Annotated in this window: 26 protein-coding genes; 13 read left to right on the top strand and 13 right to left on the bottom strand. The window is 59.5% G+C overall.

The genetic code is table 11. From position 1 onward, the window contains the following. Window positions 1-29: 29 nt before the first annotated feature. Window positions 30-851, top strand: a complete 822-nt coding sequence (panB, locus tag J5Y17_RS14500) for a 3-methyl-2-oxobutanoate hydroxymethyltransferase (RefSeq protein WP_219785975.1) — start codon at window positions 30-32, stop codon at window positions 849-851. A 334-nt stretch (window positions 852-1,185) separates the two neighbouring features. After that, on the top strand, window positions 1,186-2,103 hold the full coding sequence (locus J5Y17_RS14505; protein ID WP_219785977.1) for a pirin family protein: 918 nt from the start codon (window positions 1,186-1,188) through the stop codon (window positions 2,101-2,103). 50 nt (window positions 2,104-2,153) lie between these two features. Here J5Y17_RS14505 and J5Y17_RS14510 read toward each other — a convergent pair whose 3' ends face one another. After that, window positions 2,154-2,666 carry a pyridoxamine 5'-phosphate oxidase family protein gene (locus tag J5Y17_RS14510; protein ID WP_219785979.1) on the bottom strand — a complete coding sequence of 171 codons (513 nt, stop codon included), beginning with the start codon at window positions 2,664-2,666 and terminating at the stop codon, window positions 2,154-2,156. Between the two features lie 3 nt (window positions 2,667-2,669). Next, a complete protein-coding gene (locus tag J5Y17_RS14515; protein WP_219785980.1) occupies window positions 2,670-2,867 on the bottom strand; it encodes a CsbD family protein in 198 nt (65 codons plus the stop codon). 471 nt (window positions 2,868-3,338) lie between these two features. On the opposite strand from J5Y17_RS14515, the gene J5Y17_RS14520 reads away from it, so the two are divergent. Beyond that, entirely contained in the window at window positions 3,339-3,770 is a 432-nt protein-coding gene (locus J5Y17_RS14520; RefSeq protein ID WP_219785982.1) for a hypothetical protein, read from the top strand. Between the two features lie 23 nt (window positions 3,771-3,793). Here the strand turns inward: J5Y17_RS14520 and J5Y17_RS14525 are convergent, their stop codons facing one another. After that, window positions 3,794-4,780, bottom strand: a complete 987-nt coding sequence (locus J5Y17_RS14525; RefSeq protein ID WP_219785984.1) for a D-glycerate dehydrogenase — start codon at window positions 4,778-4,780, stop codon at window positions 3,794-3,796. Between the two features lie 187 nt (window positions 4,781-4,967). Between J5Y17_RS14525 and J5Y17_RS14530 the strand changes: the two genes are divergently transcribed. The 3 genes from J5Y17_RS14530 (at window position 4,968) to J5Y17_RS14540 (ending at window position 7,471) form a co-directional block, all read left to right on the top strand. Beyond that, window positions 4,968-5,513 (top strand): SH3 domain-containing protein, encoded by a 546-nt coding sequence (locus J5Y17_RS14530; protein WP_255572107.1) that lies wholly within the window; start codon window positions 4,968-4,970, stop codon window positions 5,511-5,513. Between the two features lie 6 nt (window positions 5,514-5,519). Beyond that, window positions 5,520-6,509, top strand: a complete 990-nt coding sequence (locus J5Y17_RS14535) for a hypothetical protein (protein ID WP_219785985.1) — start codon at window positions 5,520-5,522, stop codon at window positions 6,507-6,509. 83 nt (window positions 6,510-6,592) lie between these two features. Further along, window positions 6,593-7,471, top strand: coding sequence for a cation diffusion facilitator family transporter (locus tag J5Y17_RS14540; protein ID WP_219785986.1), 879 nt, complete (start codon window positions 6,593-6,595; stop codon window positions 7,469-7,471). 38 nt (window positions 7,472-7,509) lie between these two features. Here J5Y17_RS14540 and J5Y17_RS14545 read toward each other — a convergent pair whose 3' ends face one another. From J5Y17_RS14545 to J5Y17_RS14570, 6 genes are all read right to left on the bottom strand, one after another. Further along, window positions 7,510-9,534 carry a M3 family metallopeptidase gene (locus J5Y17_RS14545; protein WP_219785988.1) on the bottom strand — a complete coding sequence of 675 codons (2,025 nt, stop codon included), beginning with the start codon at window positions 9,532-9,534 and terminating at the stop codon, window positions 7,510-7,512. A gap of 52 nt (window positions 9,535-9,586) precedes the next feature. Beyond that, window positions 9,587-10,624: a HesA/MoeB/ThiF family protein gene (gene moeB / locus J5Y17_RS14550; RefSeq protein WP_219785989.1), complete on the bottom strand. Its 1,038-nt coding sequence runs from the start codon at window positions 10,622-10,624 to the stop codon at window positions 9,587-9,589. Continuing rightward, window positions 10,621-11,088 (bottom strand): dUTP diphosphatase, encoded by a 468-nt coding sequence (gene dut, locus J5Y17_RS14555; RefSeq protein ID WP_219785990.1) that lies wholly within the window; start codon window positions 11,086-11,088, stop codon window positions 10,621-10,623. Before dut ends, moeB begins: the two co-directional genes overlap by 4 nt. Before the next feature lie 22 nt (window positions 11,089-11,110). Beyond that, on the bottom strand, window positions 11,111-12,310 hold the full coding sequence (gene coaBC, locus J5Y17_RS14560) for a bifunctional phosphopantothenoylcysteine decarboxylase/phosphopantothenate--cysteine ligase CoaBC (RefSeq protein ID WP_219785992.1): 1,200 nt from the start codon (window positions 12,308-12,310) through the stop codon (window positions 11,111-11,113). Window positions 12,311-12,420: 110 nt separating this feature from the next. Next, entirely contained in the window at window positions 12,421-13,224 is an 804-nt protein-coding gene (locus J5Y17_RS14565; protein WP_219785994.1) for a ChaN family lipoprotein, read from the bottom strand. Further along, window positions 13,221-14,102: an RNA polymerase factor sigma-32 gene (locus J5Y17_RS14570; RefSeq protein ID WP_219785995.1), complete on the bottom strand. Its 882-nt coding sequence runs from the start codon at window positions 14,100-14,102 to the stop codon at window positions 13,221-13,223. Before J5Y17_RS14570 ends, J5Y17_RS14565 begins: the two co-directional genes overlap by 4 nt. Window positions 14,103-14,265: 163 nt before the next feature. On the opposite strand from J5Y17_RS14570, the gene cobU reads away from it, so the two are divergent. From cobU to J5Y17_RS14590, 4 genes are all read left to right on the top strand, one after another. Then, a complete protein-coding gene (gene cobU, locus J5Y17_RS14575) occupies window positions 14,266-14,787 on the top strand; it encodes a bifunctional adenosylcobinamide kinase/adenosylcobinamide-phosphate guanylyltransferase (protein WP_255572108.1) in 522 nt (173 codons plus the stop codon). Beyond that, window positions 14,784-15,353, top strand: coding sequence for a histidine phosphatase family protein (locus J5Y17_RS14580; protein ID WP_219785999.1), 570 nt, complete (start codon window positions 14,784-14,786; stop codon window positions 15,351-15,353). Before cobU ends, J5Y17_RS14580 begins: the two co-directional genes overlap by 4 nt. Before the next feature lie 76 nt (window positions 15,354-15,429). Beyond that, window positions 15,430-16,116 carry a glutathione S-transferase gene (locus J5Y17_RS14585; protein ID WP_219786000.1) on the top strand — a complete coding sequence of 229 codons (687 nt, stop codon included), beginning with the start codon at window positions 15,430-15,432 and terminating at the stop codon, window positions 16,114-16,116. Between the two features lie 90 nt (window positions 16,117-16,206). Further along, a complete protein-coding gene (locus J5Y17_RS14590) occupies window positions 16,207-17,718 on the top strand; it encodes a YifB family Mg chelatase-like AAA ATPase (RefSeq protein WP_219786002.1) in 1,512 nt (503 codons plus the stop codon). On the opposite strand, the gene J5Y17_RS14595 is transcribed toward J5Y17_RS14590, so the two are convergent. The 4 genes from J5Y17_RS14595 to rsmI all read right to left on the bottom strand — a co-directional run bounded on the left by J5Y17_RS14595 (window position 17,711) and on the right by rsmI (window position 20,939). After that, the gene (locus J5Y17_RS14595; RefSeq protein WP_219786003.1) at window positions 17,711-18,601 is read right to left on the bottom strand and encodes an alpha/beta hydrolase; all 891 of its coding nucleotides are present in this window, start codon (window positions 18,599-18,601) and stop codon (window positions 17,711-17,713) included. The two genes, J5Y17_RS14590 and J5Y17_RS14595, sit on opposite strands and share 8 nt — an antisense overlap. Then, window positions 18,598-19,533, bottom strand: coding sequence for a glutathione synthase (gene gshB, locus J5Y17_RS14600; protein WP_219786110.1), 936 nt, complete (start codon window positions 19,531-19,533; stop codon window positions 18,598-18,600). Before gshB ends, J5Y17_RS14595 begins: the two co-directional genes overlap by 4 nt. A 118-nt stretch (window positions 19,534-19,651) precedes the next feature. Beyond that, window positions 19,652-20,050 carry a YraN family protein gene (locus J5Y17_RS14605; RefSeq protein ID WP_370628964.1) on the bottom strand — a complete coding sequence of 133 codons (399 nt, stop codon included), beginning with the start codon at window positions 20,048-20,050 and terminating at the stop codon, window positions 19,652-19,654. A gap of 28 nt (window positions 20,051-20,078) precedes the next feature. Next, window positions 20,079-20,939 (bottom strand): 16S rRNA (cytidine(1402)-2'-O)-methyltransferase, encoded by an 861-nt coding sequence (rsmI, locus tag J5Y17_RS14610; protein WP_219786007.1) that lies wholly within the window; start codon window positions 20,937-20,939, stop codon window positions 20,079-20,081. Window positions 20,940-21,055: 116 nt separating this feature from the next. Here rsmI and J5Y17_RS14615 point away from each other — a divergent pair, with 116 nt between their 5' ends. Genes J5Y17_RS14615 through murJ form a run of 3 tightly spaced genes read left to right on the top strand, consistent with a single transcriptional unit; the run spans window position 21,056 to window position 26,554 of the window. After that, entirely contained in the window at window positions 21,056-22,234 is a 1,179-nt protein-coding gene (locus tag J5Y17_RS14615) for a penicillin-binding protein activator (RefSeq protein WP_219786008.1), read from the top strand. Continuing rightward, window positions 22,194-25,016 (top strand): [protein-PII] uridylyltransferase, encoded by a 2,823-nt coding sequence (locus tag J5Y17_RS14620; protein ID WP_219786010.1) that lies wholly within the window; start codon window positions 22,194-22,196, stop codon window positions 25,014-25,016. Before J5Y17_RS14615 ends, J5Y17_RS14620 begins: the two co-directional genes overlap by 41 nt. Continuing rightward, complete coding sequence (gene murJ, locus J5Y17_RS14625) at window positions 25,013-26,554, top strand: murein biosynthesis integral membrane protein MurJ (protein ID WP_219786012.1); 1,542 nt, start codon at window positions 25,013-25,015, stop codon at window positions 26,552-26,554. The genes J5Y17_RS14620 and murJ overlap by 4 nt, the downstream gene beginning before the upstream one ends. Window positions 26,555-26,583: the final 29 nt, after the last annotated feature.

Genomic DNA, 26,583 nt, shown 5'->3' on the forward strand with positions numbered 1-26,583 from the left:
TCGACGACCCTGCGTGAGGAGGAAACGCCATGTCATCTCAAACCGAAACCATCCGCCGTGTGACCGTGCCGCAACTGCGCGCACGGAAAGGCGCCGATCCCATCGTGTCGCTGACCGCCTACCACGCGCACACCGCTGCGATTGCCGAAAAATACTGTGATTTCCTGCTGGTGGGCGACAGCCTCGGCATGGTGATGCACGGTATGGAGAGCACCGTGGGCGTGTCTCTCGAACTGATGATCATGCACGGCAAAGCGGTGGTGCGTGGCACAAAACGCGCTCTGGTCGTCGTCGACATGCCCTTTGGCACCTACGAAGAAAGCCCGTCGCAGGCCTTCCGCAACGCTGCGAAAATCATGAAGGAAACCCAGTGTCAGGCCGTCAAACTCGAGGGTGGTGCGCGCATGGCTGAGACGATCAAATTCCTCACCGAGCGCGGCATTCCGGTGATGGCCCACATCGGCCTGACGCCGCAATCCACCAACATTATGGGCGGCTTCAAAACCCAGGGCCGCGATGAAGACGAGTGGCAATTCCATATCGACGACGCAGTGGCCGTCGCGGAAGCTGGCGCCTTTGCTGTGGTGGTCGAAGGCGTGGTCGAACCGCTCGCGGAGAAAATCACACAAGCCATTACCGTGCCGACCATCGGGATCGGCGCCTCGAAAACCTGTGACGGACAGATTTTGGTGATGGAAGACATGCTGGGCCTGAACGACTGGGTGCCGAAATTCGTCAAGAAATTTGGCGCGGTCGGCGAGGCCATTGAGGACGCCATCGCCTCCTATGCCGAAGACGTCAAATCCCGCGCTTTCCCGACGCAGGACAACGTCTACGGTTCAAAGAAATAAGATTGAGCGCCCTTCGGGGCGCTTTTCTTTGAGTATTTGGGCCGCAATGAAGACCCGTTAGCCGCGCGTTAAGGTTCATATGTGACAAAAGGGGACGGTACAGGCTGGAGAGCAGATGACCGTCTGCGATGAAGACGCCCCGGCCCGTGGGCCGAAACCCTTCCGGAGACGCCACTGCGCTATGAACTGGCGGTCGGGGCGCACCTCTTCATTGCAGGTAAAATACTCATTCGACGCCTTTCTGCGCGCCTCCGCACAAAACCCGTTCGCACAAAGCCGTTTACGCACACACCCAAATGCCCACATGATGAGACAAACATAGAGGAGTCTCACCATGACATTCCGTCCCGTTAAATCGACCTCTGAAGGTCAATACACGCTCGAAGGTGCGGGCGTGCATCTCTATCGCGCCTTCGGCTTTCACAAGCCGCGCGAGTTCGATCCGTTTCTGTTGTTCGACGATTTCCGCAACGATGATCCCAAGAAGTTCGAAAAGGGCTTCCCCTGGCATCCGCATCGCGGCATCGAAACGATCACCTATGTCTTGGACGGCGAGGTTGAACATGGCGACAGCCTTGGCAACCGGGGCGTTTTGGGCAAAGGGTCCGTGCAATGGATGACGGCCGGCTCCGGCATCATGCATCAGGAAATGCCGCGCGGGAATGCCACTGGGCAGATGCACGGATTTCAGCTTTGGGCGAACCTGCCCTCTTCGCTCAAGATGACCGCGCCGCGCTATCAGGACATCCAAGGCAGCGACATCCCCGAGATCATCGACGACGATGGCACCAAGGTGAAGATCGTTACGGGATCGTTCTGGGGCAAGCGCGGGCCGGTCGATGGTATCGCCGCCGATCCGCTCTATCTTGATGTGTCTGTGCCCCCGAACACGCGCAAGACCTTGCCTGTCGATACCTATGCCAACACCTTCGCCTATATCTTCGCCGGAAGCGCGAGTTTCCGCGATGCCTCGCAGCCCTACGGCGTGCGGGTCGAAAAAGAGGTGAATGGCGAAGAGGTCAACATCCGCGACATGTCAGGAAACCGGACGCTGGTGAATTTCGACACGGGCAATGAGATCGTGGTAAACAGCGGGCCAGAGGGCGTGCGGTTCCTGTTGATTTCCGGTCAGCCGATCAAAGAGCCGGTGGCGTGGCACGGCCCGATTGTGATGAACACGCGTGAGGAGTTGATACAGGCGTTCGAGGAATTGAACAACGGCACCTTCATTCGCGATCAGCGCGATCACTGAGATAAAACAAGCGCGCCAGAGGATGGCGCGCTTGCTTTCAATCTTGTCGGTTAGGCCGCGTGCGGGAATGCGATCACGACGTGTTCGCCCACCTGCGGTATCGTGTCCGTGGCCACATTGGCCTTGAGCATCTCGAACCCCACCGCAAGCGGATTTCCGGTCGCCGCCCAAAGCGCAGCCTCCGACAGCGTCATCTCCAACAGGCAGACATGCGGGTTGTCACGCCCACCCTCGAACCAAGCAGCCGCCGCGGGCGACCAAAGCTCATCAAGTTTCTCATTGTCCGTGCTTTGGCGGATCGCCCCTGTCAGGCAGGCGAAAAACGATTGGTCCTGCGAGGTGACGCAGAACTGCGCCTGATCGCCGGTGCCAACGTGGCGCACCAGATCGGTCTCATCCGAGGTGATGAACCAGAGCTTGCCAGCGGCCGCATCCGGGAAATGGCTCATCGGCTGCATGGCGTCCTGCGCGCTTGCGATGCCGAGCATCCCGGCGCGCAGATCGCCAAGCTCTTGCCAGAGCATATGAGCGGGGTTTTCGCGGAATTCGTCCAGACGCGACATGGCTTACACCTTCGCTAGGAAATCGTCGACAGCCTTGCGCGCCTCTTCCTTCGTCTTGCCGTAGCGCTGCTGAAGCTTGCCTTCAAGCTGTTCGCGATTGCCTTGCGCCTCGGAAAGATCGTCGTCGGTCAATTGGCCCCATTCCTCACGAACGCGGCCTTGCATTTCTTTCCACTTGCCTTCGATTTGGTCCCAATTCATTTGAGAGCCTCCTTTCTCTGTCTGGGAATAAAACGTCTGCGCCCCGACGAGAGTTCCGACCTAATCGCAGAGACTATCTTGAGACGGTCAGGTCAGAAGCCTCGCAAACTTTGCGTGTCCGGCTGTTCTTATAGAATCAACAATCAGACACATGAGGTCGGATTGACTTATTTTCGTGCAAAATCTCGAAGATGGGCTGCGATGATGCGCTCTGCCCCCTTCTGCACCGCAGAAAAGACCCACGAATTCTCCACCATAGCTACCGAAATCTCCCAATTTCGTGTAAGCTGGTTCTTAGGCCAAACTCTCTTTTTGGCCAGAAAGTCCTTTGAAAGACCTGCGCGGATGACCTCTGAGGTCGCCGCATAATTCACTGAAATATCAATTCACTGAATCCTTTCGAGGTGCGAAATGACTATTCACGTCCCCAGACAGGTGGCTCATGTCTGCGTGTCAACAGCCGCATTTTTCATGAGTGTCACCACGCCCCCCGCGTGGGCCAACACGCCTCCACATGCGGCGGATGAAAACACACTGATCGTCCGCAATGACCCCGGAGGCAGCGTCAGAAAGCGGTTCGAACAGATCAAGCAGTTGCAGGCAGAGGGGACGAAAATCGAAATACGCGAGGGGTTCTGCCTCTCTTCTTGCACGATGTATCTCGGACTGGAAAACACTTGCGTCGTCGGAGACGCGCGTTTTGGCTTTCACGGCCCGCAACGCTTTGCGGGCAAGCTCACAAGAGAGCAGTTCAAGGAATGGAGCATCTTCATTGCTCAGTTCTATCCGGCCCCGATCAAGGAGTGGTATCTCGAACAGGGCCACACCAAGGTGAACGGCTATTACAAGATCAGCGGCGCGGAATTAATCCGGCTTGGTGTTCAGTCCTGTGACGAACCGTAGGCCCCTGATCGCCCATCAGCACATTACAACATGGCGGGCACGACCATATCCGGAGGGCGATGGCCGTCGGAGAAGGTGCGGATGTTGAGCATCACCTTTTCGCCCATCTCAATCCGTCCCTCAAGCGTGGCCGAGCCCATATGCGGCAGCAACACCACATTGGGAAGTTCGCGCAGACGCGGGTTAATCTGATGCCCGTGCTCGAACACATCGAGACCCGCGCCTCCGATTTCGCCCGCCCGCAAGCCACGGGTCAGGGCGTTTTCGTCGATCACCTCGCCACGCGAGGTGTTAACGATCACTGCGGTCGGTTTCATCAGCTTAAGGCGCCGCGCGTTGATCTGGTGATAAGTCGCAGGCGTGTGCGGGCAGTTGATCGACAGGATGTCAACGCGAGACAGCATCTGGTCGAGACTGTCCCACCAGGTCGCCTCAAAAGCCGCTTCGGTCTCTGGTCGCAGCCGGGTGCGATTGTGGTAATGCACCGACAAACCAAAGGCCCGCGCGCGAAGTGCCAAGGCCCGACCGATCCGCCCCATGCCCAGAATGCCAAGCCGCTTGCCCGTCAGCCTTTGTCCCAAAAAGGCGGTCGGAGCCCATCCTTCCCAGACACCGGATTGCATCGCCGCCTGACCTTCGGGGATGCGGCGCGTCACGGCAAGCATGAGGGCCATCGCCATATCCGCTGTGTCCTCGGTCACCACATCGGGCGTGTTCGATACCAGAATGCCCCGGTTCTGAGCCGTGATGACATCGAGATGATCGACACCCGCCCCATAGTTGGCGATCAGTTTCAGGCGCTCCCCCGCCTGTCCCAACATGCCCGCATCGATCCGATCCGTCACACAGGGGACCAGAACATCGGCCCGCTGCATCGCCTTAACCAGCGCCGCTTTGTCCAACTTTTCGTCCGTGTGATTGAGCTCGACATCAAAGAGCTCTTTCATCCGAGTTTCGACCTGTTCCGGCAATGCCCGTGTCACCACAACCTTCAGACGTCCCTTGGCCATGACCGCAACCTCCCTCTTTCTTTTTCACCCCCATACTGGCAAACTCGATTGCATCCCGGCAAGGCGTAAGGATAAGAACCGGGGTAGAAAAACTGTATAAAAGACCGGGGGGATCATGCCCCTGACACAGCGCAGGCAGATTGCCAACAGTTTCGGGCAGGCGATGAGCAGATCAGGCAGAGTAACGATGAAAACGGGGCGATATTCCGGCAAGGGCGCGCTTTCGCGCATGATCCTGGCTTGCCTTCTCGCGCTTAGTCTTTTGGCGACGACGCCGACGCTCGGCTGGGCCCAAAGCGGTCCCACACGCGGATCTGTCACCAACCTGCCGCTTCCGCGGTTCGTGTCCCTCAAAAGTGACAAGGCCAACGTACGGCGCGGGCCGTCGTTGTCGCATCGCATCGACTGGGTCTTTGTACGTCGGGGCTATCCGCTCGAGGTCATCGCGGAATACGGCCATTGGCGTCGCGTGCGCGATCTCGAGGGTGCCACCGGCTGGCTGCATTATTCATTGATTTCAGGGGTCCGAACAGCGCTCGTCACCGATGAGAATATCGATCTCTATTCCCGCGCGGACCCAAGCTCGCGGCTTAATGCGCAGGCAGAGAAAAATGTCATTCTGCGCCTTCAGGAATGCAATGTGTCCTGGTGCAGAGTCACCGCCGGCGGGCAAAAAGGATGGGTCCTGAAGTCCGGGATCTGGGGCGTGCGTCCGGACGAAATTCTAGAGTAACTGCGTATGGATCAGATCAAATCTCCTCTGGCGGCGCGCAACATCCCGGCCGGTCTCAAATCCTGTGTGATTCATGGTTACGGCAGCTGGCATGAGGCCATCTCGCAGGGACGACACGACTTCTTCACTCGACTGGCGCCCAAGCTAAAAGAAAAAGGCTTTTCAACCTATCTGGTCGAAGGCGGCTCGCGCAGCGGGCGGGCGTTGCTGGCCGAAGATCATTTCCATATCATCGTCGGCGGCCCCGCACTCTATGGCCCGACGATCCTGCACGCTTATCCCTCCTATCTCTGGGGCTTTTGGTATTTCGATGAGCTGGGCTTTGGCCACAACAGCTCGCTGCGGTTCTCCCGCTATTATCCAGAGTCTGACGCGCGCGAGGCGGCCGAGTATTTCTTCAACGGCGTCACGGGATATATGCTGCGGGAAAACATCTCGAAACACACCCAAGAGCCGCGGATGGATGCGCCATTGCGCCCCTCGACCGCGACAATTCTGTGCCAGCCCGCGGAAACAGCAGCCCCAAGTGCGCGCTACCTGAGTACCGAACAGATGATTGCCACGGCGGCAGATTACGACCGCGAAGCACTGGTCTATGTCAAACCGCATCCGCATCAAAGCAAACAGGGCCGCAGGCGCATCCTCGAGATTTGCGAGAACCATCCCAATGTCAAACTCAGCGATGCCTCGATCCACGACCTGATCGAAGCCGCGCGCGTGGTGATCACACAGAACTCCTCGGCGGGCTTTGAGGCCTTGATGCAGAAAAAGCCGGTGATCACCTGCGGCAAAACCGATTACTGGCACGCCACTTTGACCCCGCGCACGGTTCCCGACCTCAAAGCCGCGATTGAGTTTGGCCCGGAAACCATGGCGGATTTTGATTACGAGGGCTATTTCCACTGGTTCCTCGAACGTCAGTGTTTGGAGCCCGCGAAGGACAATTTTGCGGCGCGCGCCTGGGCTCGGATCAAAGACAAATTGATGCTGAATTAAGACCTAAAATCTGCGCCCGTGGCCTTACCCTCGGGCGGGAATGGACTATAACCCCCCTAAGTGCTTCAAACGGGAATGACGACATGCCAGACCTCCGCCTGAACCTATCAGCCGGCATAGCCTCCGTGACGGTCGCGACCATTCTCGTTCTGGCCAAGCTTTGGGCCCTAAGCCTCACCGGGTCGCTGTCGATTGCCGCCTCCATGGCGGACAGCGCGATGGATTTCCTAATTGCAGCTGGGGGCTTGCTCGCGATTTACTACGCCGCGCGCCCGCCGGACAACGATCACACCTTTGGCCACACTTCCGCCGAAGACCTCGCGGCGCTTGCGCAATCGGTGTTCATTCTGGTCTCGGCGGGCGTCATCGGCGTGACCTCCGTGCGCCGTCTCTTGTCGCCCGCGCCGAAAGAAATGATGGCGGAGGGCGCTGGCATCGCCGTGATGATCTTGTCCATCGTGCTGACCATCGCGCTTGTCTTGTGGCAACGCCACGTCGCGCGCAAAACCGGCTCCAAAGTCGTCTCTGCCGACAGCCTGCATTATGTGGGTGACCTGATCCCCAATATCGGCGCAATTTTTGCCCTTCTGGCCTCTTCGATGTTTGGATTTCACCAACTCGATAGCGTGGTGGCGCTGGGTGCCGCTGCGATTTTAGTCGTGGGCGCGCTCAACATCGGCAAATCCGCCTGGGACGCCCTGATGGACCGTGCAGCCCCGCCGGAAATGATCGAAGCGGTTGAAAACATGGCGAAAGAGATGCCCGGCATCTACGCCTATCACGACCTGAAAACCCGCATGGCGGGCTCAAAGCCTTTCGTGAACATCCATATCGAGGTGGACGGCGACCAGACCCTGCGAGAGGCGCATGCAATCTCTGCCGATCTCAAACGTCAGATTCTGGACGCCTATCCCAATGCCGATGTAATCGTGCATAAGGATGTGGCGGGCGAGGCGGATTGACCGCCTCGCAATTGAGTATTTAAGCCTTCAGAGAAGACTCATTCGGCGGCCAGAAGGCCGCGTCCTTTGAGCAGCGCCTCGACACCCGGCATCCGGCCCCGGAACGCAGTGTAGAGCGCCTCGGCATCTTCAGAACCGCCTTTCGAGAGGATGTTCTCCTCAAGCCGTTTTGCCATCGCCGGATCGAAGGGCGAGGTTTCCTCGAAGGCCTCGAAAGCGTCCGCATCCATCACTTCGGACCACATATAGCTGTAATAGCCGGAACTGTAGCCATCGCCGGAAAACACATGCGCGAAATGCGGTGTCGCGTGGCGCATGGTGATGGCTTTCGGCATGCCAATTTTCGCCAGTGTCTCGGTCTGTGCCGCCATCGGGTCTTTCGGTGCGGGACCATCGTGAAAATCGAGGTCCACCAGGGCGGAGGCAACATATTCGACCGTGGCAAAGCCCTGATCATAGGTCTGCGCTGCAAGGAGGCGTTCCAGCATATCACGCGGCATCGGTTCGCCGGTTTTCGCATGGGTCGCAAACTCTTCGAGCACCTCAGGCACTTCGAGCCAGTGCTCATAAAGCTGGCTCGGCAGTTCAACGAAATCGCGCGCCACGGACGTGCCGGAAATCGACTCATATGTCACGTCAGAGAGCATTTGATGCAGCGCATGACCGAACTCGTGGAAGAGCGTGCGCGCATCATCATAAGACAGCAAAGCCGCCTCGCCTTTCGACGGTTTGGCAAAATTGCACACGTTGAGGACGATGGGACGAATGTCAGCGTCGAGCTTTTGTTGGCTACGCATCGCAGTGCACCAAGCGCCCGAACGTTTCGAGCCACGCGCGAAATAATCGCCGATAAAGACTGCGATATGTTCGCCGTTCCGCGTCACATTCCATGCCCGTGCATCGGCGTGATAGACCTGCATATCGAGCGGCTCGAAGTCCAACCCGAAGAGACGATTGGCACAGGTGAACGACGCCTCGATCATCCGCTCAAGTTGCAGATACGGCTTAAGCTCCGCCTCATCGAGATCATGCTCCGCCTTGCGCCGGATCGAGGAATAATAGCGCCAGTCCCAAGGCTCCAGATCGCCATTCACCCCATCCTCGGCCATCATCTCGGACAGGATCGCGGCATCTCGTTCGGCGGCCTCTTTCGCCGGGCCCCAAACCCGCATCAACAGATCACGCACATGCTCCGGCGTCTTGGCCATTTCGGTCTCAAGCTTGTAAGCCGCGAAGCTTTCATAGCCCAACAATTTGGCGCGCTCTTCGCGCAGCTCCAAAATCTCTTTCGCAATCTCACGGTTGTCATTGGCATTGCCATTCTCACCGCGCGCGGCCCAGGCACGGAACGCCTTTTCGCGCAGGTCTCGACGCGGCGAAAATTGTAGAAACGGCACAATAAGCGAGCGCGAAAGAGTCACAACAGGGCCTTGGGAGCCCTTTTCCTCTCCCGCCGAGCGCGCGGCGTCGATGACGAATTGTGGCAGGCCCTCAAGGTCCTCTTCCGCCAGCTCCATGAACCACTCCCGTTCATCGGCCAAAAGGTTCTGGGTGAACTGGGTGCCAAGCGTGGCCAGCCGCGATTTGATCGCCGCCATACGGTCTTTCTCCGCGCCTTCGAGTTTCGCACCTGAGCGCACAAAAGAGCGACGAGTCAGCATTAGCACACGCTGTTGTTCTTCGGTCAGTTCAAGGGCGTCGCGCCCCTGCCATAGCGTCTCGATCCGATTGAACAGCGCCTCATTGGCTGTGATTTCGGAACTATAAGCAGACAAAAGCGGCGACAGATCACGCATCAACCCATCGCGCACATCGTTGGTGTCAGCCCCAGCCATGCCGTAAAATGCACCCAGCACTTTCGACAGCGTGGCATCCGCCTTTTCCAGCGCCTCAATGGTGTTGGCAAAGGTCGGCGCCTCGGGGTTCTCCGCGATGGACTTGATCGCCGCGCGCCCCTCTGCAAGCGCGGCATCGACCGCAGGTTTGACATCCGCGTCCGTCAAATCGGCGAAAGGCGGCAGGTGAAAGGGCGTATTCCACTCGGACAGGTAAGCGTTGGTCATGCATGTCTCCTTTGGCGCTCAAGCTAAGCCTCGAAAGCGGCAAGGAAAAGGGTCAGCCACCGCAAATCGGGCAGTCGGGCCGCTTTTTCACGGTAATGTTCCGCGTCTCGGCATAAAGCGCATCGTGAATGACCAAGCGGCCCATCAGCCCCTGCCCTGCACCGGTGATTTCTTTCACCGCTTCCATCGCCATCATGGTCCCCAAAACGCCTGGCAAAGGGGCCGCGACCCCGGCCTCGGCACAACTCGGCACCATGCCGTCAGCAGGGCTCTCAGGGAACACACATTGATAACAAGGGCCATTTTCATGGGGTTTATAGGTGCTAATTTGACCTTCCCATTGGGTGATCGCCGCTGCGATCAGCGGCTTACGATGGATCACACAGGCGCGGTTGACCAGATAACGCGTTTCAAAATTATCAGTCCCGTCGAGCACCAGATCGTACTCGGCCACCAACTCCATGGAGCCTTCGTCAAACGCCCGATGATAGGGCCGCACTTCGATAAACGGGTTCTGCGCCCGCATGGCCTCTGCGGCGGAAAACACTTTCGGTACGCCCAATTGCGCATCCGTGTGAATCACCTGCCGTTGCAGGTTCGAGGCCTCGACCACATCCGGATCAATCACACCGATGACACCGACGCCCGAGGCCGCGAGATATTCCAGAACCGGCGCGCCAAGCCCCCCTGCGCCGATTACCAGAACCTTTGCCTCTTTCAGCTTTTTCTGCCCCGGCCCGCCGATTTCCCGCAGCAGGATATGGCGCATGTAGCGGTCCAGTTCGGCGGGGCGGAAGGTGCCTTCGCTTTGCTGCTCTGCTGTATGAGGCTCCGGCTGCGCCTTGTTGCGCAGCGCGGCAAGGCCCGCGCGGTAGGCGATGATGATCACCGCCCCGAAACCGATCAAGAGCCATTCTCCCAAGGAGCCACCAAGGCCCACACGCAAAGCATGCCCTTCGGGCAGCATCAAAAGTACTATCGAAACAGCGAGATACAGCACCCCGATCATCGCCCAGCGCGCCCGTGTCGGCGCGCCGGTCAACCAGCCGATGCCCCAAAGCACGGCGGCGATGATCAGGAAAAATGTCATGTGCGCCCGGTCGACCCAAACCCGCCCGCGCCACGCGCGGTGTCACTGAGACTATCGACCACACGGTAGGCAGCCTGCACCACAGGCGCGACGATCATCTGACCGATGCGCTCGCCATGGGGGACGTGAAACGGTTCCTGCCCAAGGTTGATCAGAATGATGCCAACCGGGCCACGGTAATCCGCGTCAATTGTGCCCGGCGTATTGACCAGAGAAATTCCGTGCTTGAGCGCAAGACCCGAGCGCGGTCGGACCTGCACCTCATAGCCCGGCTCGATCTCCATCGCGAAGCCCGTGGGGATCAACGCCCGCGCGCCCGGTTCCAGAACGACACCTTGCTCGCGCATTTCCGGCGGAAAATTCGCGCGCACATCGCCCCCCGCCGCGTGCGCAGTTTCGTAAGACGGCAGTTTGATGTCGGTATCAGCTCCGTCGAGCCATTGGATTTTGATCTCTACGCTCATGTCTTTTCCGTGAATTAGATATTCAGTTTGCCGTCAGGTGATCCGCGATGCGATAGGCCAGCTGACGCGCCACCTCATCTTTGCTCATCCGCGGCCACTCATCGGCACCACGCTCCGTGATCAGAGTCACGGCATTCTCGGCGCCGCCCATGATCCCGGTGGCGGGCGAGACGTCATTGGCGACAATCCAATCGCAGCCCTTGCGTTTGCGTTTCGCAGTGGCATGCGCAATCACGTCATCGGTCTCGGCGGCAAAGCCCACGACCAAACGCGGGCGCCCTTCTGCCATCTGGCTCACACCCGCCAAAATGTCCGGATTTTCGGAAAACTCCAAAACGGGCAGATTTCCCTGTGTTTTCTTGATTTTAGATCCACTCTCGGAGGCCACACGCCAATCCGCCACGGCGGCAGCGAAGACGGCGGCCTCGGCGGGCAAAGCGGCTTCGACCGCCTCTTTCATCTCGCGCGCCGTTTCCACCCGGATCACCCGCACCCCGCGCGGAGGGGCCACGTCTGCGGGGCCAGTTACAAAGCTCACATCGGCGCCGAGATCGCGCAACGCCTTGGCAATCGCGGTGCCCTGCGCGCCCGACGAGCGGTTGGCGATGTAGCGCACCGGGTCAATCGGCTCATGGGTCGGGCCGGAGGTCACGAGGATATGCTTGCCCTTCAGCGGGCCTTCGGTGAGCGCAGCGCGAATGGCAGCGATAATGTCAGGGGTTTCAGACAGGCGCCCGGGACCGAATTCACCGCAGGCCATGGTGCCCTCTTCGGGACCGACGAAAAGCACGCCATCCTGTTTCAACTGCGCCACATTGCGCTGACACGCGGGGTGCTCCCACATCCGCACATTCATCGCAGGCGCGACCAAAACCGGTGTGTCAGTCGCCATCAACAGCGTCGAGGCCAGATCATTCGCCAGCCCTCCGGCCATCTTGCCCAAAAGATCGGCAGTGGCGGGGGAGACGACCACGAGATCGGCGGCGCGAGACAGTTCAATATGCCCCATCTCCGCTTCGTCCGTGAGATCGAAAAGGTCACGATAGACTTTTTCGGCGGCCAGCCCGGACACAGACAGAGGCGTCACAAATTCCTCGGCCGCTTTGGTCAGCACCGGAACAACGCGCGCGCCTTGTTCACGCAGGCGCCGGATCAGGTCGAGCGATTTGAACGCAGCGATCCCGCCGCCAATGATCAGCAAAATGGTCTTTTCGTTCAGCATTTTCGATCTCCTGCCACGGCCAGCGCCTCCACCGTGCATCCACATGGATCGGTTTAAGCCAAGGCCGCTCTCGAGACAATGCTCAGAGACAAATGTCAGATGCGGGGGCCCTATTGCACGAGTGCTGCACAAGGATCGTCGCGTTCGACGGGGGCGGTCACCAGCCAAAGATTATAGGGCGGAGCTTCTTCGGGAGCGGCCTCTAACTGACCTATGGAGAGCGTTTCAAGATCGGGCGCAGCCTCGGCCAGCACCGCAGGCATTCCCCAATCCATGCGCGCATGGCCGTTGCCGGTGATCACCGCAACCGGCCCGCCCGTCGTCTGGTACGCCTCAATCACAGCCCGCGAAAACGCAGCATCGCGCAGCCTCTGCGCCTCCACCATGCCCGACATCATCTCAAGCGGCATGGCCTCGCAATGAGCCTCGAATTGCATCTGCTGGCGGTCGGCTTGCATTTTTTCGGGCAGAGGATCGGTGAGACCATAGCGCTCAGCCTCCGTACCAAACACAGCGGCGGCCCCGTCAAAGAAAGCCCGCCGGACCTCTTCGCGAGGCAAAGCAGCGCCAAAGATGGGCGCATCTGATGCAGCAAAAATCGGATGATACATGGAGAAATCAGGCCAGCCGGAGGTGTCCCACTCCAAGGCTTCGGCCAATGCAGCCTCATCCCCCCGAAGCTCCCGCGTCACGCGCGCCGCCTGTTCAGGCGTCAGCATTTCGAACACGACAGCCGTCGGCGAAATCTCCGAAAGCGCCGCCGCCTGATGTGCGTGGTGCAACGGATTGTCATGGACTTCGCCCAACAAAACGACATCCGCCCGAGGCAAAATCGACAGAGCCTCAGGCGTGATCTGGTCTGAAAAAACAGGGCCCGCGCTCAAAGTGAGCGCGACGGCGAAAGGAAATCTCATGAAAAGAAATGTTGCACGTCCTGATGGTTGGTCTCAAGGCTGACTCGCATTTTCTGAAGCGCGCCCGCTTCGAGTTGACGCACGCGCTCTTTCGACAAAGACAGTTCCTCGCCAAGACTCTCCAGCGTGCGCGGTTCCTCGGACAGTTTGCGCGCTTTGAGGATAAATCGCTCACGTTCGCTCAGATTGTCCATCGCTTCGCCAAGCCAGCTTTTGAGCTGCGCCTGATCATGCGCTTCGCCAACCATTTCCGCCGTGGTTTCACCCTCATCGGCAAGCGTGTCGATCCATTCGCGGCCCTCTTCCTCGCCCGATTGCTGAGCATTGAGCGAAAAATCAGAGCCAGACAGCCGTCCATCCATGATTTCCACATCGCGCAGCGGCACGTTCAAATCCATCGCGATCATCTGCAACAGCTGATCGTGATCGAGCACTTCACCCTGCGCCGAGGCCTCGCGTTCGAGACGCGCCTGAACCCGGCGCATATTAAAGAACAGCGATTTTTGCGCAGAGGTCGACCCGGTTCGCACCAGCGACCAATTGCGCATGACGTAATCTTGGATCGATGCCTTGATCCACCACACGGCGTAAGTCGAAAACCGCACGCCGCGATCCGGGTCGAATTTTTCCGCCGCTTTCATCAGGCCAAGCCCGGCCTCCTGGATGAGGTCGCTCATCGGCGCGCCGTAGCGTTTGAACTTTGCGGCCATGGAAATCGCCAGACGCATGTAAGCCGTCACAAGCCGATGTAACGCCGCCTCGTCACGATGATCGCGCCAAGCGCGGGCCAAGGCCTGTTCCGTCTCAACGTCGAGCATTTCCGCCTTCATCGCCCGGCGCGGCAGGGCGTTGTCGGATGCAGTCATATCGAGTGCCATGTTTAACCTCCTGAGAGTTTGCGCTCTGGCTTGATCTCACGTTCAACCTTCTGAGAAACCTTATCCGGTCATCGTGACGGTCATTTGCGAGCTGTGGCTACTCCTGTTACGAAAAGCCTAACGCATTGGACCAAGAATAGGTTTCACGATCATGTGCACAAATATGACAGTCGTGCTCGGCGGCGCCTCTTCCGGGAAGTCCAAAATTTCAGAAAAATTGTGCTTTATCAGTAAATTAGATAGAATCTATCTGGCCAGTGCAGAATGTCACGATCAGGAAATGCGCACAAAAGCTGCGCAACATCGCACAAGCAGAGGCGAGGATTGGTGCACAATAGAGGAGCCATTGGCCGCGGATCGCGTGATTTCTGACCTCAAAGCCGGTCAGATTCTCCTGTTCGATTGCGCGACCATGTGGCTGAGCAATCATATGTTTGCAGAAAGTGATCTAATGGCAGAGACCGAAAGACTTCTTGCCGCGATCCGCGACTGCCCTGCAGAGATCGTGATCGTCTCGAACGAAGTCGGGCTTGGCATCGTGCCGGAAAATGCCCTCGCGCGTCGGTTTCGCATCGCACAAGGTGAGCTCAATCAACGGTTAGCGGCCGAGGCCGGCACCGTGATCGGCGTCATGGCCGGGTTGCCCTTCGCGCTCAAAGGCCAACTGCCGGAGGGTCTCGCATGAGCCGCCTTTGGTTGATCCGGCATGGCCCGACTCATGCGAAGACCTTCGTCGGCTGGACAGACCTGCCCGCAGACCTGTCGGACCACGCGGGGATTGCCCGACTGCAAGCGGCGCTGCCCGATGTGCCGGTGATTTCCTCGGACCTCACGCGCGCCGTCGAGACCGCCAGCGCCGTGCAGGGGCACCGACCCCGCCTACCTCACGACGCACGCTTTCGGGAAACCCATTTTGGCGACTGGGAGATGCTGAGTTGGTCCGAAATTGAAGCGAGCGATGGCACTCTGGCTCGCGAAGTCTTTGAAACACCGGGAGAAAGCGCCCCACCCGGCGGCGAAAACTGGAACCGGTTTTCCGCACGCGTCCATGAAGGCGTCGCCGCGCTTTCCGGCGAAACCGTTATCGTGGCACATATGGGCGTGATCATGGCGCTTTTGCAAAAGGCGCTATCTTGCACGGCTTTTGAAGCCCTCGGGTACCGGATTGATCCACTGTCCTGCACCGTGATTGACTGTCCCGAAGGCCTCTCCGGGCCATGGTCGTGCAACCTCATAAATCACAAATATTGATATAATATCAATCAAATATGAATTTTCATGATGGGTGGTTTCCTCATAGACTGTCGCAAACAGTTGGAGGTTGCTCATGTCTTACGATCTTTTCATCGGCGATAAAAGCTTTTCAAGCTGGTCGCTACGCGGATGGCTTTTATTCGAAAAATTCGGCATCCCGGTCAACGAAATCATGGTCGGGCTCTATTCCGGTACCATGAAAGAGGACCTCGCCCCCTTGGCGCCAGCCCGCTTTGTGCCCACCGCCCGTACGCCCGAAGGCTGGGTGATCGGCGAAAGCATCGCGCTGGCCGAGACGCTGGCCGAACGTCACCCGGAGGCCGGTCTTTGGCCCAAAGACGCCGAGGCGCGCATCTACGCGCGCTGGCTCGTGGCCGAAATGCACGCCGGGTTCACGGCCCTGCGTGGGGCCTGCCCGATGCAGCTTTTGCATCAATATCAGGGATTTGAAGTTACGGATACGGTCAAATCCGATCTGGCGCGTCTCGAAACGGTTCTGTCGCATGCCTTCGAAAATTTCGCTGATGACGGCCCTTGGCTCTTCGGCGTCTATTCTGCGGCCGACGCGTTCTACGCGCCGGTCGCGGCACGGATCGCGGGCTATGACCTGCCTGTGTCCGACCGCCTCAAGGCCTATGTGCGCGCGCATCTCTCCGATCCGGCGTTCAAAAAATGGCGCAAAGAGGGGCTTGAGATCAGCTACGATCCGGTACCCTACGCGATGGACCTGCCTGTGACGGAGTGGCCCGAACCGGTCTAACTTCAACACGCTCTGGAGCGCGTTAACCATTTGCTAACCACGTCTGCGCTAGACGGGTTAAGATTGGTTAACGCATTCCGGGAGCACACCATGGTCGCACGGACATTCTCCGTCGCTTTCGAAGGCATCGAGGCCCGCCCCGTCGAGGTGCAATGCGCCATCGCCCCCGGACTGCCCAGTTTCACCATCGTCGGCCTGCCGGACAAAGCTGTCAGCGAGGCCCGCGAACGGGTCCGCGCGGCCTTGGCAGCGATGCAAATCGCGCTGCCGTCGAAGAAACTCGTCATCAACCTCTCGCCCGCCGATCTGCCAAAAATCGGCTCGCATTTTGACCTCCCCATCGCGCTGGCCATCCTCGCCGCGACCGGATTGATCCCCGCCGAGAAAGCCGAAGAAACGCTGTCTTTGGGCGAATTGGCGCTGGACGGATCGCTCGTGGCCGTCAACGGCGCGCTGCCCGCGGCCTTGAAAGCCGCCGAGTTGGACTGTGTCCTCGCGTGTCCCGAGGCCTGCGGATCAGAGGCCGCTTGGGTCGGAGCAACGCCCGTCTATGGGGCGAAAAACCTCGCACAATTGCTCCGGCATTTCACCGGCGACCGTCCGCTTCATGAAGCCACCCCCGGCGAGATCACCCTGCCCACTCACCACCGCGATCTTCGCGATGTGAAGGGGCAGGAAAAGGCCAAACGCGCCATGGAGATCGCCGCAGCCGGCGGCCATCACATGTTCATGGTCGGCACGCCCGGTTCCGGCAAATCCATGTTGGCCGCGCGTTTACCGACGATCCTGCCGCCGCTTTCGCCGCAGGAAGCCTTGGAAACTTCGATCATCCATTCCCTCGCCGGGCTTTTGGACGAAGGCGGCATTTCCCGTGCACGGCCCTTTCGCGAACCGCATCACACCGCCTCCATGGCCGCCATCGTTGGCGGCGGGCGTGGCGCGCAGCCGGGGGAGATTTCTCTCGCGCATAATGGCGTGCTCTTCCTCGATGAATTCCCTGAATTCCCGCGCGCCGTCTTGGAAACCCTGCGCCAGCCCATCGAAACCGGTGAGGTCATGGTCGCCCGCGCCAACGCCCACATGCGATACCCCGCGCGGTTCATGTTGGTCGCTGCGGCGAATCCCTGCAAATGCGGTTACCTGCCCGACCCGGCGCGGGCCTGTGCGAAGGTGCCGCTCTGTGGAGAGGAATATCTGGGGCGCATTTCCGGCCCCTTGATGGATCGCTTTGATCTACGTCTCGAGATGCCGCCCGTGCAATTTCAGGACCTCGACCTGCCGCCCTCCGGCGACAGTTCCGCCACCGTCGCGGCCCGCGTCGCCCAAGCCCGCGCGGTCCAAACCGAGCGCTATGACGGCACCGGGTTTCGCACCAATGCACAGATCGAAGGACAGATGCTGGATGATGTCGCCAGTCCCGATGCCGAGGGGCGGGAGATTTTGACCAAAGCCGCCGAAAAGCTTGGGCTATCGGCGCGCGGCTATCACCGTGTCTTGCGGGTCGCACGCACGATTGCCGATCTGGCGGGCGAGGACGATGTGCGCCGTCCACACCTGGCCGAGGCTCTAAGCTATCGCGTGGTGTCAGGCGTGCTCAATTGAGCGCTTTCAGGAATTCCGCCGTCTCAGCAATCGCATGGCGCGCCTCGGGGAAAAAACCGTCGAACATTTGCCAGACATGTGGCGCGCCTTTGGTCAGGCTCAAAATAACCTCTGCCCCTTCTTCGCGCAGATGTGCGGCCATCCGCACGGAATCGTCGCGCAGAATTTCACAATCCGAGGCCTGCAACAGCACAGGCGGACAGTTGGGAAAGCGCGCAAAAATCGGCGAAACTTGCGGATCCTCCGGCGCAGAATTGCCAAGGATCATCGCGGTCAAATCCCGCGCGCGCTCTGGCGGAAAGAAGTGATCGCGCTCCGCGTTGGTCTCGAACGAGGGGCTCGACAGCGTCAAATCAGTGAAAGGCGACCAGGCAAAGGCCCCGGCGGGCGGTGCGCCACGCAGGCACAGCTCCGCCAAAAGCGTCAATGCCAGCCCGCCCCCCGCACTGTCTCCGCCAATCGAAATTTCCAACGGGCTATAGCCGGAGGCCACCAAAGCCTCCCAAACGACCAAGGCATCCTCAAACGCCGCGGGCAGCGGATGTTCGGGAGCAAGCCGATAGGCCGGCAAAAAGACCGGCCGATTGGCCAGCTGCGCCAAACGTGAGGCAAGGCGTTTGTGGGTATGCGGGCTCCCGGCGATATACCCGCCGCCGTGAAAAAACAGGATGACGCGTTCGTCATCGCACTCGGGCGGCCTGATCCACATGCCCGGAAGGCCCAAAGCGTCGTGGGTCACTTCGGCGGAGAGTTGAACCGGCAGGCTCAGTTTGGCCGCCAAATCGACCCCGTCTCGCAAAGGCACAGGGTTTTGCGCATGGGTGAACGCGGCCCGCACGACGGGGCTCAAGGCCCCGGAGACAAGCCGCATCCGAAGGCTCATGCGCGTTTGGCCTCGATCGCTTTCCAGATCAGCTCTGCCGTGTTGGTGCCATCGAAGCGCTCAAGCTCCTGAATACCCGTGGGCGAGGTCACATTGATCTCCGTCAGGTAGTCGCCAATCACATCAATCCCGACAAAGACTTGGCCCTTCTCTTTCAAAAGCGGACCGATGCGCGCACAGATTTCCAAATCGCGCGCGGTCAAGCCGACTTTCTCGGCGCGTCCGCCGACGTGCATGTTCGACCGCGTTTCACCAGCTTGCGGCACTCGGTTGATCGCACCCACGGGTTCGCCATCGACGAGGATAACACGTTTGTCGCCATTCGACACGTCGGGCAGGAATTTCTGCACGATCATCGGTTCACGCGAAATGCCCGTGAACAGCTCATGCAAGGACGAGAGGTTGCGATCATTCGGATCAAGACGGAACACGCCTGCGCCACCGTTGCCATAAAGGGGCTTCAGAATGATGTCGCCGTGCTTGTCCTTGAACGCCTTGATCGTCGCAAGGTCTCGGGCAATCGCAGTGGGTGGCGTCAGGTCCGGGAAGGTCAGGACCAGAAGTTTCTCAGGATAGTTACGCACCCAGAACGGATCGTTGACCACCAAAGTGCCCGGCGTGATCAGTTCAAGCAAGTGGGTTGTGGTGATATACCCCATGTCGAACGGCGGATCTTGGCGCAGCCACACCACGTCATAGTCGGACAAATCAACCTCAGTCATCTCGCCCAGCGTGTAGTGATCGCCCTCAATGCGGCGCACTTCAACCGGCCAGCCGCGCGCGGTAACACGGCCTTCCTGAAAGGCCAGATGATCCGGCGTGTAATAGAACAGCTCATGGCCGCGCTTTTGCGCCTCTTCCATGATGCGAAACGTGCTATCGGCATTGATGTTGATCGGACCGATCGGGTCCATTTGGATCGCGACTTTCAAGGGCAAGGTGGCCTCCTGGACTTGTTTCTCCATAGATGGACCAGCGTCCCGACGCATTCAATGAGAATATCCTGTGCACGAATTCACAACAGGCCCCGCGATGTGCGGCCAAAGATCATTACATTAGCGCATTCTCTAGGATTTCGACCTGCCCGATGCCATCGACCAAAGCCAGATCAATCCGCATGGGAGTCAGCAATCCTGTGGGCAGCGCCCCGATGTAGGCCTCAGCCCCGGCGCAAAGACGCCCGATCTGTTTTGGCCCCAGATGACTGGCTGCGGCCGCAAAAGATTTGGAGGCTTTGACCTCCACAAATACGACCTCGGCTCCTTTGCGAAAGATCAGGTCAATCTCCCCCGCCGAACTGCGCCAGCGCTCTTCGAGCAGGTCATATCCGCGATTTTGGTAAAGGCGCGCGACGGAAGCCTCGGCACTCAGACCGAAGTCATAGGCCTTGCGCCCACGTTCCCGACGCCGAATTTCTGGCGCTTTCTGAAGATAATCAAAAGGAATCACGCCACCTTTTCCAAAACCACCTCTTACGTTAACGCCCATCCGTCATGGCCAGCGCCATCTGATAAACGTCTCGCTTTTTCAAACCATGGCGCTTTGCAACCTCTGCCGCGGCATCTTTCACCGTCATACTCTGCAAAGCCGCCTCAAGATCCGCCTCAAGATCCGCCTCGGACACCTCCACTTGATCCGCACGCCCGACCAAAAGCACGATCTCCCCTTTCACTGGCGCATCGCGAAGACTTTCCTCAAGCTCACGCAGTGTGCCTTTTCGGACCTCTTCGAACCGTTTCGTCAGCTCGCGGCACAGAGCCGCCGGACGCGTTTCCCCCAAGGTGTCGCACAATTCTCCTAACGTTCGGTGAATGCGCTTCGGGCTTTCGTAAAATCCGAGAGTGGCGGGCACGGGGGCAAAGGAGGAAAAAAATTTCAGGCGCGCGCCTGTCGAAGACGGCGGGAAGCCAGCGAAGAGAAAGCGATCCGACGGCAGGCCCGAGATGGTCAGCGCCGCAATCATCGCCGAGGGCCCCGGCGCGGAGGTGACCGTAATATTGCGCTCAAGCGCTTCGCGGCACAAAACAAAACCCGGATCGGCCACCAGAGGCGTGCCTGCCTCCGAGGCATAGGCCACGGATTTGCCCTCTTCCATCAGAGCAATGAGGCGCGGGCGCATCTGTGCACCGTTGTGATCGTGGTAGGGATAGATGTGGCGTCCCTCCAGAGGCACACCATGAATTTCCATCAACTTACGCAGGGATCGTGTGTCCTCGGCAGCCAAGACATCGGCAGAGGCCAGAATGTCGAGCGCCCGAAGCGTGATGTCCCGCGCGTTTCCAATGGGCGTGGCGAGAAAATGGAGACCGGCAGAAAGCGGCTTGGTTTGATATATCAATGTGATCTCTGCCCTTTGCAGCGTTTACTCTTTGTAGACTGTCGCATAGTCTGCCCGCAAATTTGCGTGACCGGTCCCCCGTGTTGCGCCTTTGCCGTCAGGAGTGAGGTTTCCCTATGTTCGCTGTTCTTCGCGCCGCCCGCAAGTCGCTCACCAAAGTTGCGCTTGGCCTGTCTGTTATTGCTCTCGCGGCCTGTGATCCGGGCGCTCTTCCTGTCTCGGGGGGACCTACGATCAACACATCAAGGCCGGTGCCCGTGGCCCTTCTCGTGCCTTACGAATCACAACAGGGCGGCGACGTTGCGATGGCACGCTCGATCGAGAACGCGGCGCGTCTCGCCATGGCCGATCTTGACGGTGTCGCGATTGACTTGCGTGTCTACCCGACCGGAGGACAGGCCGAACGCGCCTCTGCCGCCGCGTCGCAGGCCGTCAGTGACGGCGCCAAGATCATCCTCGGGCCGGTTTATGGTGGCTCTGCCAAACTGGCTGGCATTCCGGCGGCCAATGCGGGCATCAACGTGCTGTCCTTCTCCAACAACCCAGATGTCGCGGGCGGCAACGTCTTTATCCTTGGGCCGACCTTTGACAATACCGCCAACCGGCTGGTGTCCTATGCCCGCGCCAACGGCAAAGGCCGCATCATGGTCGTCAATGGCAACAGCCCGGCCGAAAACGCCGGTGCCGATGCGATCAAAACTGCAATCAGCCGCCAAGGCGCAACACTCGCGGGCAGCCAGAGCTTTGAGTTGAGCCAGCAAGGTGTGGTGCAAGCCATCCGCCCGATCGCCACCGCCGCGCGCAACTCGAATGCCGATGCGATCTTTTTCACGTCCGGCAATGACGGCGCAATGCCGCTTTTGGCGCAGATGCTGCCGGAGAACGGCATCAAATCGCCGAACCCGCAATATATCGGCCTGCAACGCTGGAACGTGCCCGCGTCGGCGCTGAGCCTGCCGGGTCTGCAGGACAGTTGGTTCGCCATTCCCGACCAACAGCTGACCAGCAACTTCTCGGCGCATTATTCCGCCACCTATGGTCAGGCGCCGCATGCTTTGGCCGGTCTGGCCTATGACGGCATCGCCGCCATCGGCGCGCTGGTAAAGGACGGCAACCAAAACGCCCTGACCGCTCAAGGCCTGACCCGTGGGTCTGGTTTTGTTGGCGTGAACGGGATTTTCCGACTGATGTCCGACGGCACCAATCAACGCGGCCTCTCCATCGCGACCATTCAAAATAATCAGGTAATCGAGATTGACCCTGCCCCAAGAGCCTTCCGTGGCGCCGGATACTGATCGTCCGGCTCTGACCACATTTCTACCAACGCCCTCGGGCACGTTCATCTGCGCGCAAGACGCGATTTTCGACAGCGCCGCCGTCGCGAAAGAGCTTGAAGCCGGATGGGCCGAGGCCACCAGTGACGCCGAGATTCGCAAGGCCACGGTGTCGGTTCTGAACGCGGCCCAGAAACGGGGCCGCGCCGCCATTGCCACCGCCATGTCCGAGGCGCCGCGCAATGCGCGACCGGCGCTTCGGGCCTATGCCTGGCTGACCGATTGTCTCGTGACCACGGTGCTATTCACTGCGACCATAAAGCTGCACCCGAACCCCAATCCCACAGAAGGCGAACGCATCGCCGTTCTGGCTGTGGGCGGGTATGGGCGCGGGGAGATGTCTCCCTATTCCGACGTCGATCTGTTGTTCCTTGCCCCCCACAAGATCACCGGCTGGATCGAAAGCGTGGTCGAGAGCATGCTTTACATGTTCTGGGACCTGCACCTCAAAGTCGGGCATTCGACCCGCACGGTCCGCGATTGTATCCGGCTCGGCAAAGAGGATTTCACCATCCGCACCGCCATGCTTGAGCTGCGGTTCCTGTCCGGCAATCGCGATCTGGCGACGGAATTGCACGTCAGACTGCGTGACGAGCTGTTCCGCAACACAGCGCGCGAGTTCATCGAAGCCAAGCTCGAAGAACGCGCCGAACGCCACCGCAAACAAGGCGGCCAGCGATATGTCGTGGAGCCGAATATCAAAGAGGGCAAAGGCGGGCTGCGCGATCTGCACACGCTTTTTTGGATCGCGAAATATGTGCACGGCGTGCGCAACACCGCCGATTTGGTGAAGGCGGGCGTCTTTACCCAAGATGAATATCGTCAGTTCGAAGAGGCCGAGACCTTCCTTCACGCCACCCGCAACGCGCTGCACCTGATTGCCGGGCGTCCGATGGATCAGCTGACCTTCGATATGCAGGTCGAGGTGGCCGAACGTCTTGGCTATATCGACCACACGGGGCGCCGCGCCGTCGAGCATTTCATGCAGAACTACTTTCTGCACGCCACGCGCGTCGGCGAATTGACGCGGATTTTCCTGACCTCACTCGAAGCACAACACGTCAAACAAGAACCGGCGCTGCAACGCCTGCTCAAACGCCGCCGCAAGGTGGGCGATCAATATGAGATGGTGCACAACAGGCTGAACCTGCGCGACCGCACGGCATTTTTAACTGACAAACTCAATCTATTGCGGGTCTTCGAAGAAGGGCTCCGCACAGGTTATCTGTTGCACCCAGATGTGATGCGCCTGATCTCCGCCAATCTCGACAAGATCGACAATGAGATGCGCAATGATCCTGAGGCACAGCGCATTTTCCTCGATCTTCTCTTGAAACACGGCAACCCGGAACGCGCGCTCCGGCGGATGAACGAACTGGGCGTTCTGGGTGCTTTCATCCCGGAATTCCAACACATCGTCGCGATGATGCAGTTCAACATGTATCACAGCTACACGGTGGACGAGCACACGATTCAGGTGATCTCCAATCTGGCAGAAATCGAACGTGGCGAATTGGAAGATGCCCTGCCGGTCTCGACCAATATCCTGAAGAACGGCGTGAACCGGCGGGTGTTGTATGTCGCCCTGCTGCTGCACGACATCGGCAAGGGGCGTGTCGAAGACCATTCCGTGATCGGCGCGCAAATCGCCCGCAAGGTGGCGCCGAGACTGGGCCTCAAACCTGCCGAATGCGAGACCGTCGAATGGCTGGTGCGCTATCACCTTTTGATGTCGGACATCGCCCAGAAACGCGACATCGCCGATCCGCGCACGGTACGCGATTTCGCCAAGGCGGTGAAAACCCGCGAGCGGCTCGATCTTTTGACGGTGCTTACCGTCTGTGACATTCGCGGCGTCGGCCCGGATGTGTGGAACAACTGGAAAGCCACGCTGATCCGCAACCTACATTCGCAGACAGCTTATGCGCTCGAACACGGGCTTGAAGAGATCAACCGTGACGCCCGCGAAGGCGAGGCGAAAAAAGAGCTGCGCAGCCGGCTTCAGGATTGGGATGCCGCCGAAAAGCGCACCGAGTTGCAGCGGCACTACAGCACCTATTGGCAAGGTCTACCCTTTGCCGCGCATGAGATTTTCGCGCATCTGCTCAAAGATATCCAAACCGACGAAATCCGCATCGACCTGCATCAGGACGAGGACCGCGACGCCACGCGCGCCTGTTTTGCACTGGCCGATCACCACGGGATTTTCTCGCGTCTCGCGGGCGCACTTGCGCTTGTCGGCGCTAATGTCGTGGACGCGCGCACCTATACCTCGAAGGATGGCTACGCGACCGCCGTCTTCTGGATTCAGGACAATGACGGCAACCCGTTTGAGAGCGCCCGCCTGCCGCGTCTGCGTCAAATGATCGACAAGATCCTGCGCGGTCAGGTCATGGCCCGAGAGGCGCTCGACACCCGCGACAAGATCAAAAAGCGCGAAAGCCGGTTTAACGTTCCGACCTCGATCATCTTCGACAACGAAGGCTCGGAGATTTTCACCATCATCGAGGTCGACACCCGCGACCGCCCCGGTCTTTTGTATGACCTAACGCGGGTTCTGGCCGAAAACAGCATCTCCATCGTCACCGCCCAGATCGCCACTTACGGCGCGCAGGTGGTCGATGTGTTCTATGTGAAGGATATGTTCGGGATGAAACTCCATGCCGAATCCAAGCGCAAATCGCTTGAGAAGAAACTGCGGGAGGCCATCGTGACCGGCGCGAAACGGGCGCAAGTGCAATGAAGCCCATCCGCCTTGTCCGCGGCTTTGTCACGGTGGGCGGCTGGACCCTGATGAGCCGCATCCTGGGCTTTGTCCGGGACGCGCTGATCGCGGCCTTTTTCGGCGCGGGACCCGTAGCCGAAGCCTTCGCCGTCGCCTTTTCGCTGCCCAACATGTTCCGCAGGTTCTTTGCCGAGGGCACGCTCAACGTTGCCTTCGTGCCGATGTTCTCGAAAAAGGTTGAAGCCGAGGATCACGCCAAACGTTTTGCCGAGGAAACGCTGGCGGTTCTCGCAACTGCTCTGATCGCGCTCACGCTTTTGGCAACCCTTTTCATGCCCGCTTTGGTCACGCTGATGGCGGCGGGTCTTATTGGCGACCAAAGGTTCGATCTGGCCGTCGATTTTGGCCGCATCGCCTTTCCCTATGTGCTGTTCATCTCGGTGGGCGCGCTGTTTTCCGGCATTTTGAACGCCACCGGTCGTTTCGCCGCCGCCGCCGCCGCGCCTGTCATGCTCAATGTTGTGCTCTCGGTGGCCATGATTGCAGCCTCGAAAATGGGCCTATCCGTCGAGCGCGCGCTGATCTGGGCCGTGCCGGTCGCAGGGGCCGCGCAATTGGCCGTGGTCTGGATCGCCGCCGCCAAGGCCGGATTTAATCTGCGCCCGCGCCTGCCCCGCCTCACGCCGGAAATCAAATCTCTACTGGTTCTGGCCGGTCCTGCCGCACTGGCGGGTGGTGTGGTTCAAATCAACCTTCTGGTCGGGCGTCAGGTCGCGTCTTTCTCGCAGGAAGGCGCGATCCAATATCTGAACCTCGCGGATCGTCTTTATCAGTTGCCGTTGGGCGTGGTCGCGATCGCCATCGGTATCGTGCTGTTGCCCGATCTGTCTCGGCGCCTTCAGGCAGGAGATCACAAGGGCGCCCGCGATGCCTACAACAGAGCTTTTGAGTTCGCGCTTTTGCTCACCGTTCCTGCAGCCGTCGCCCTGATCGTGATCCCGGATGTGTTGATTTCCTTCCTGTTCCAGCGTGGCGCCTTCACGGCGGAGGACACGCAAAAGACGGCGCTTGCGGTGATGATCTACGGGTTGGGCTTGCCTGCTTTTGTGATGCAAAAGGTGCTGCAACCGCTCTATTTCGCCCGCGAAGACACCAAAACGCCATTCCGCTTCGCGGTCTACGCCATGGTGATCAACGCAGTTGTCGCCGTCGGACTGTCCTTTGTCATCGGCTATCTCGCCGCCGCTGTCGCGACAACGCTGGCCGCTTGGGGCATGGTGGCGCTGTTGTGGTTTGGCAAGAAAGGCATGGGCGAAGACGTCCACGCCGACACCCGCCTGATCCGCCGCGCGCCGCGCATCCTGATCGCTGCTCTTTTGATGGGCGCTGTGCTTTGGGGCGGTGAGATGGCGCTTTCACCGGTGTTCGAGCTGTCGCGCGGGATGGGGACGCTTCTGTTGGTGGCGCTTGGGATCGTTGGCTATTTCACCTTCGCGCATCTGATCGGCGCGGTGCGCATGGCGGAGTTGAGAGGCTCGGTGCGTCGCGGCGGGTGAGGTCTTTCTCGCAGCCCGACACAGGCCCA

This window comes from Celeribacter sp. PS-C1 (genome assembly GCF_019429625.1).
Classification (GTDB): domain Bacteria; phylum Pseudomonadota; class Alphaproteobacteria; order Rhodobacterales; family Rhodobacteraceae; genus Celeribacter.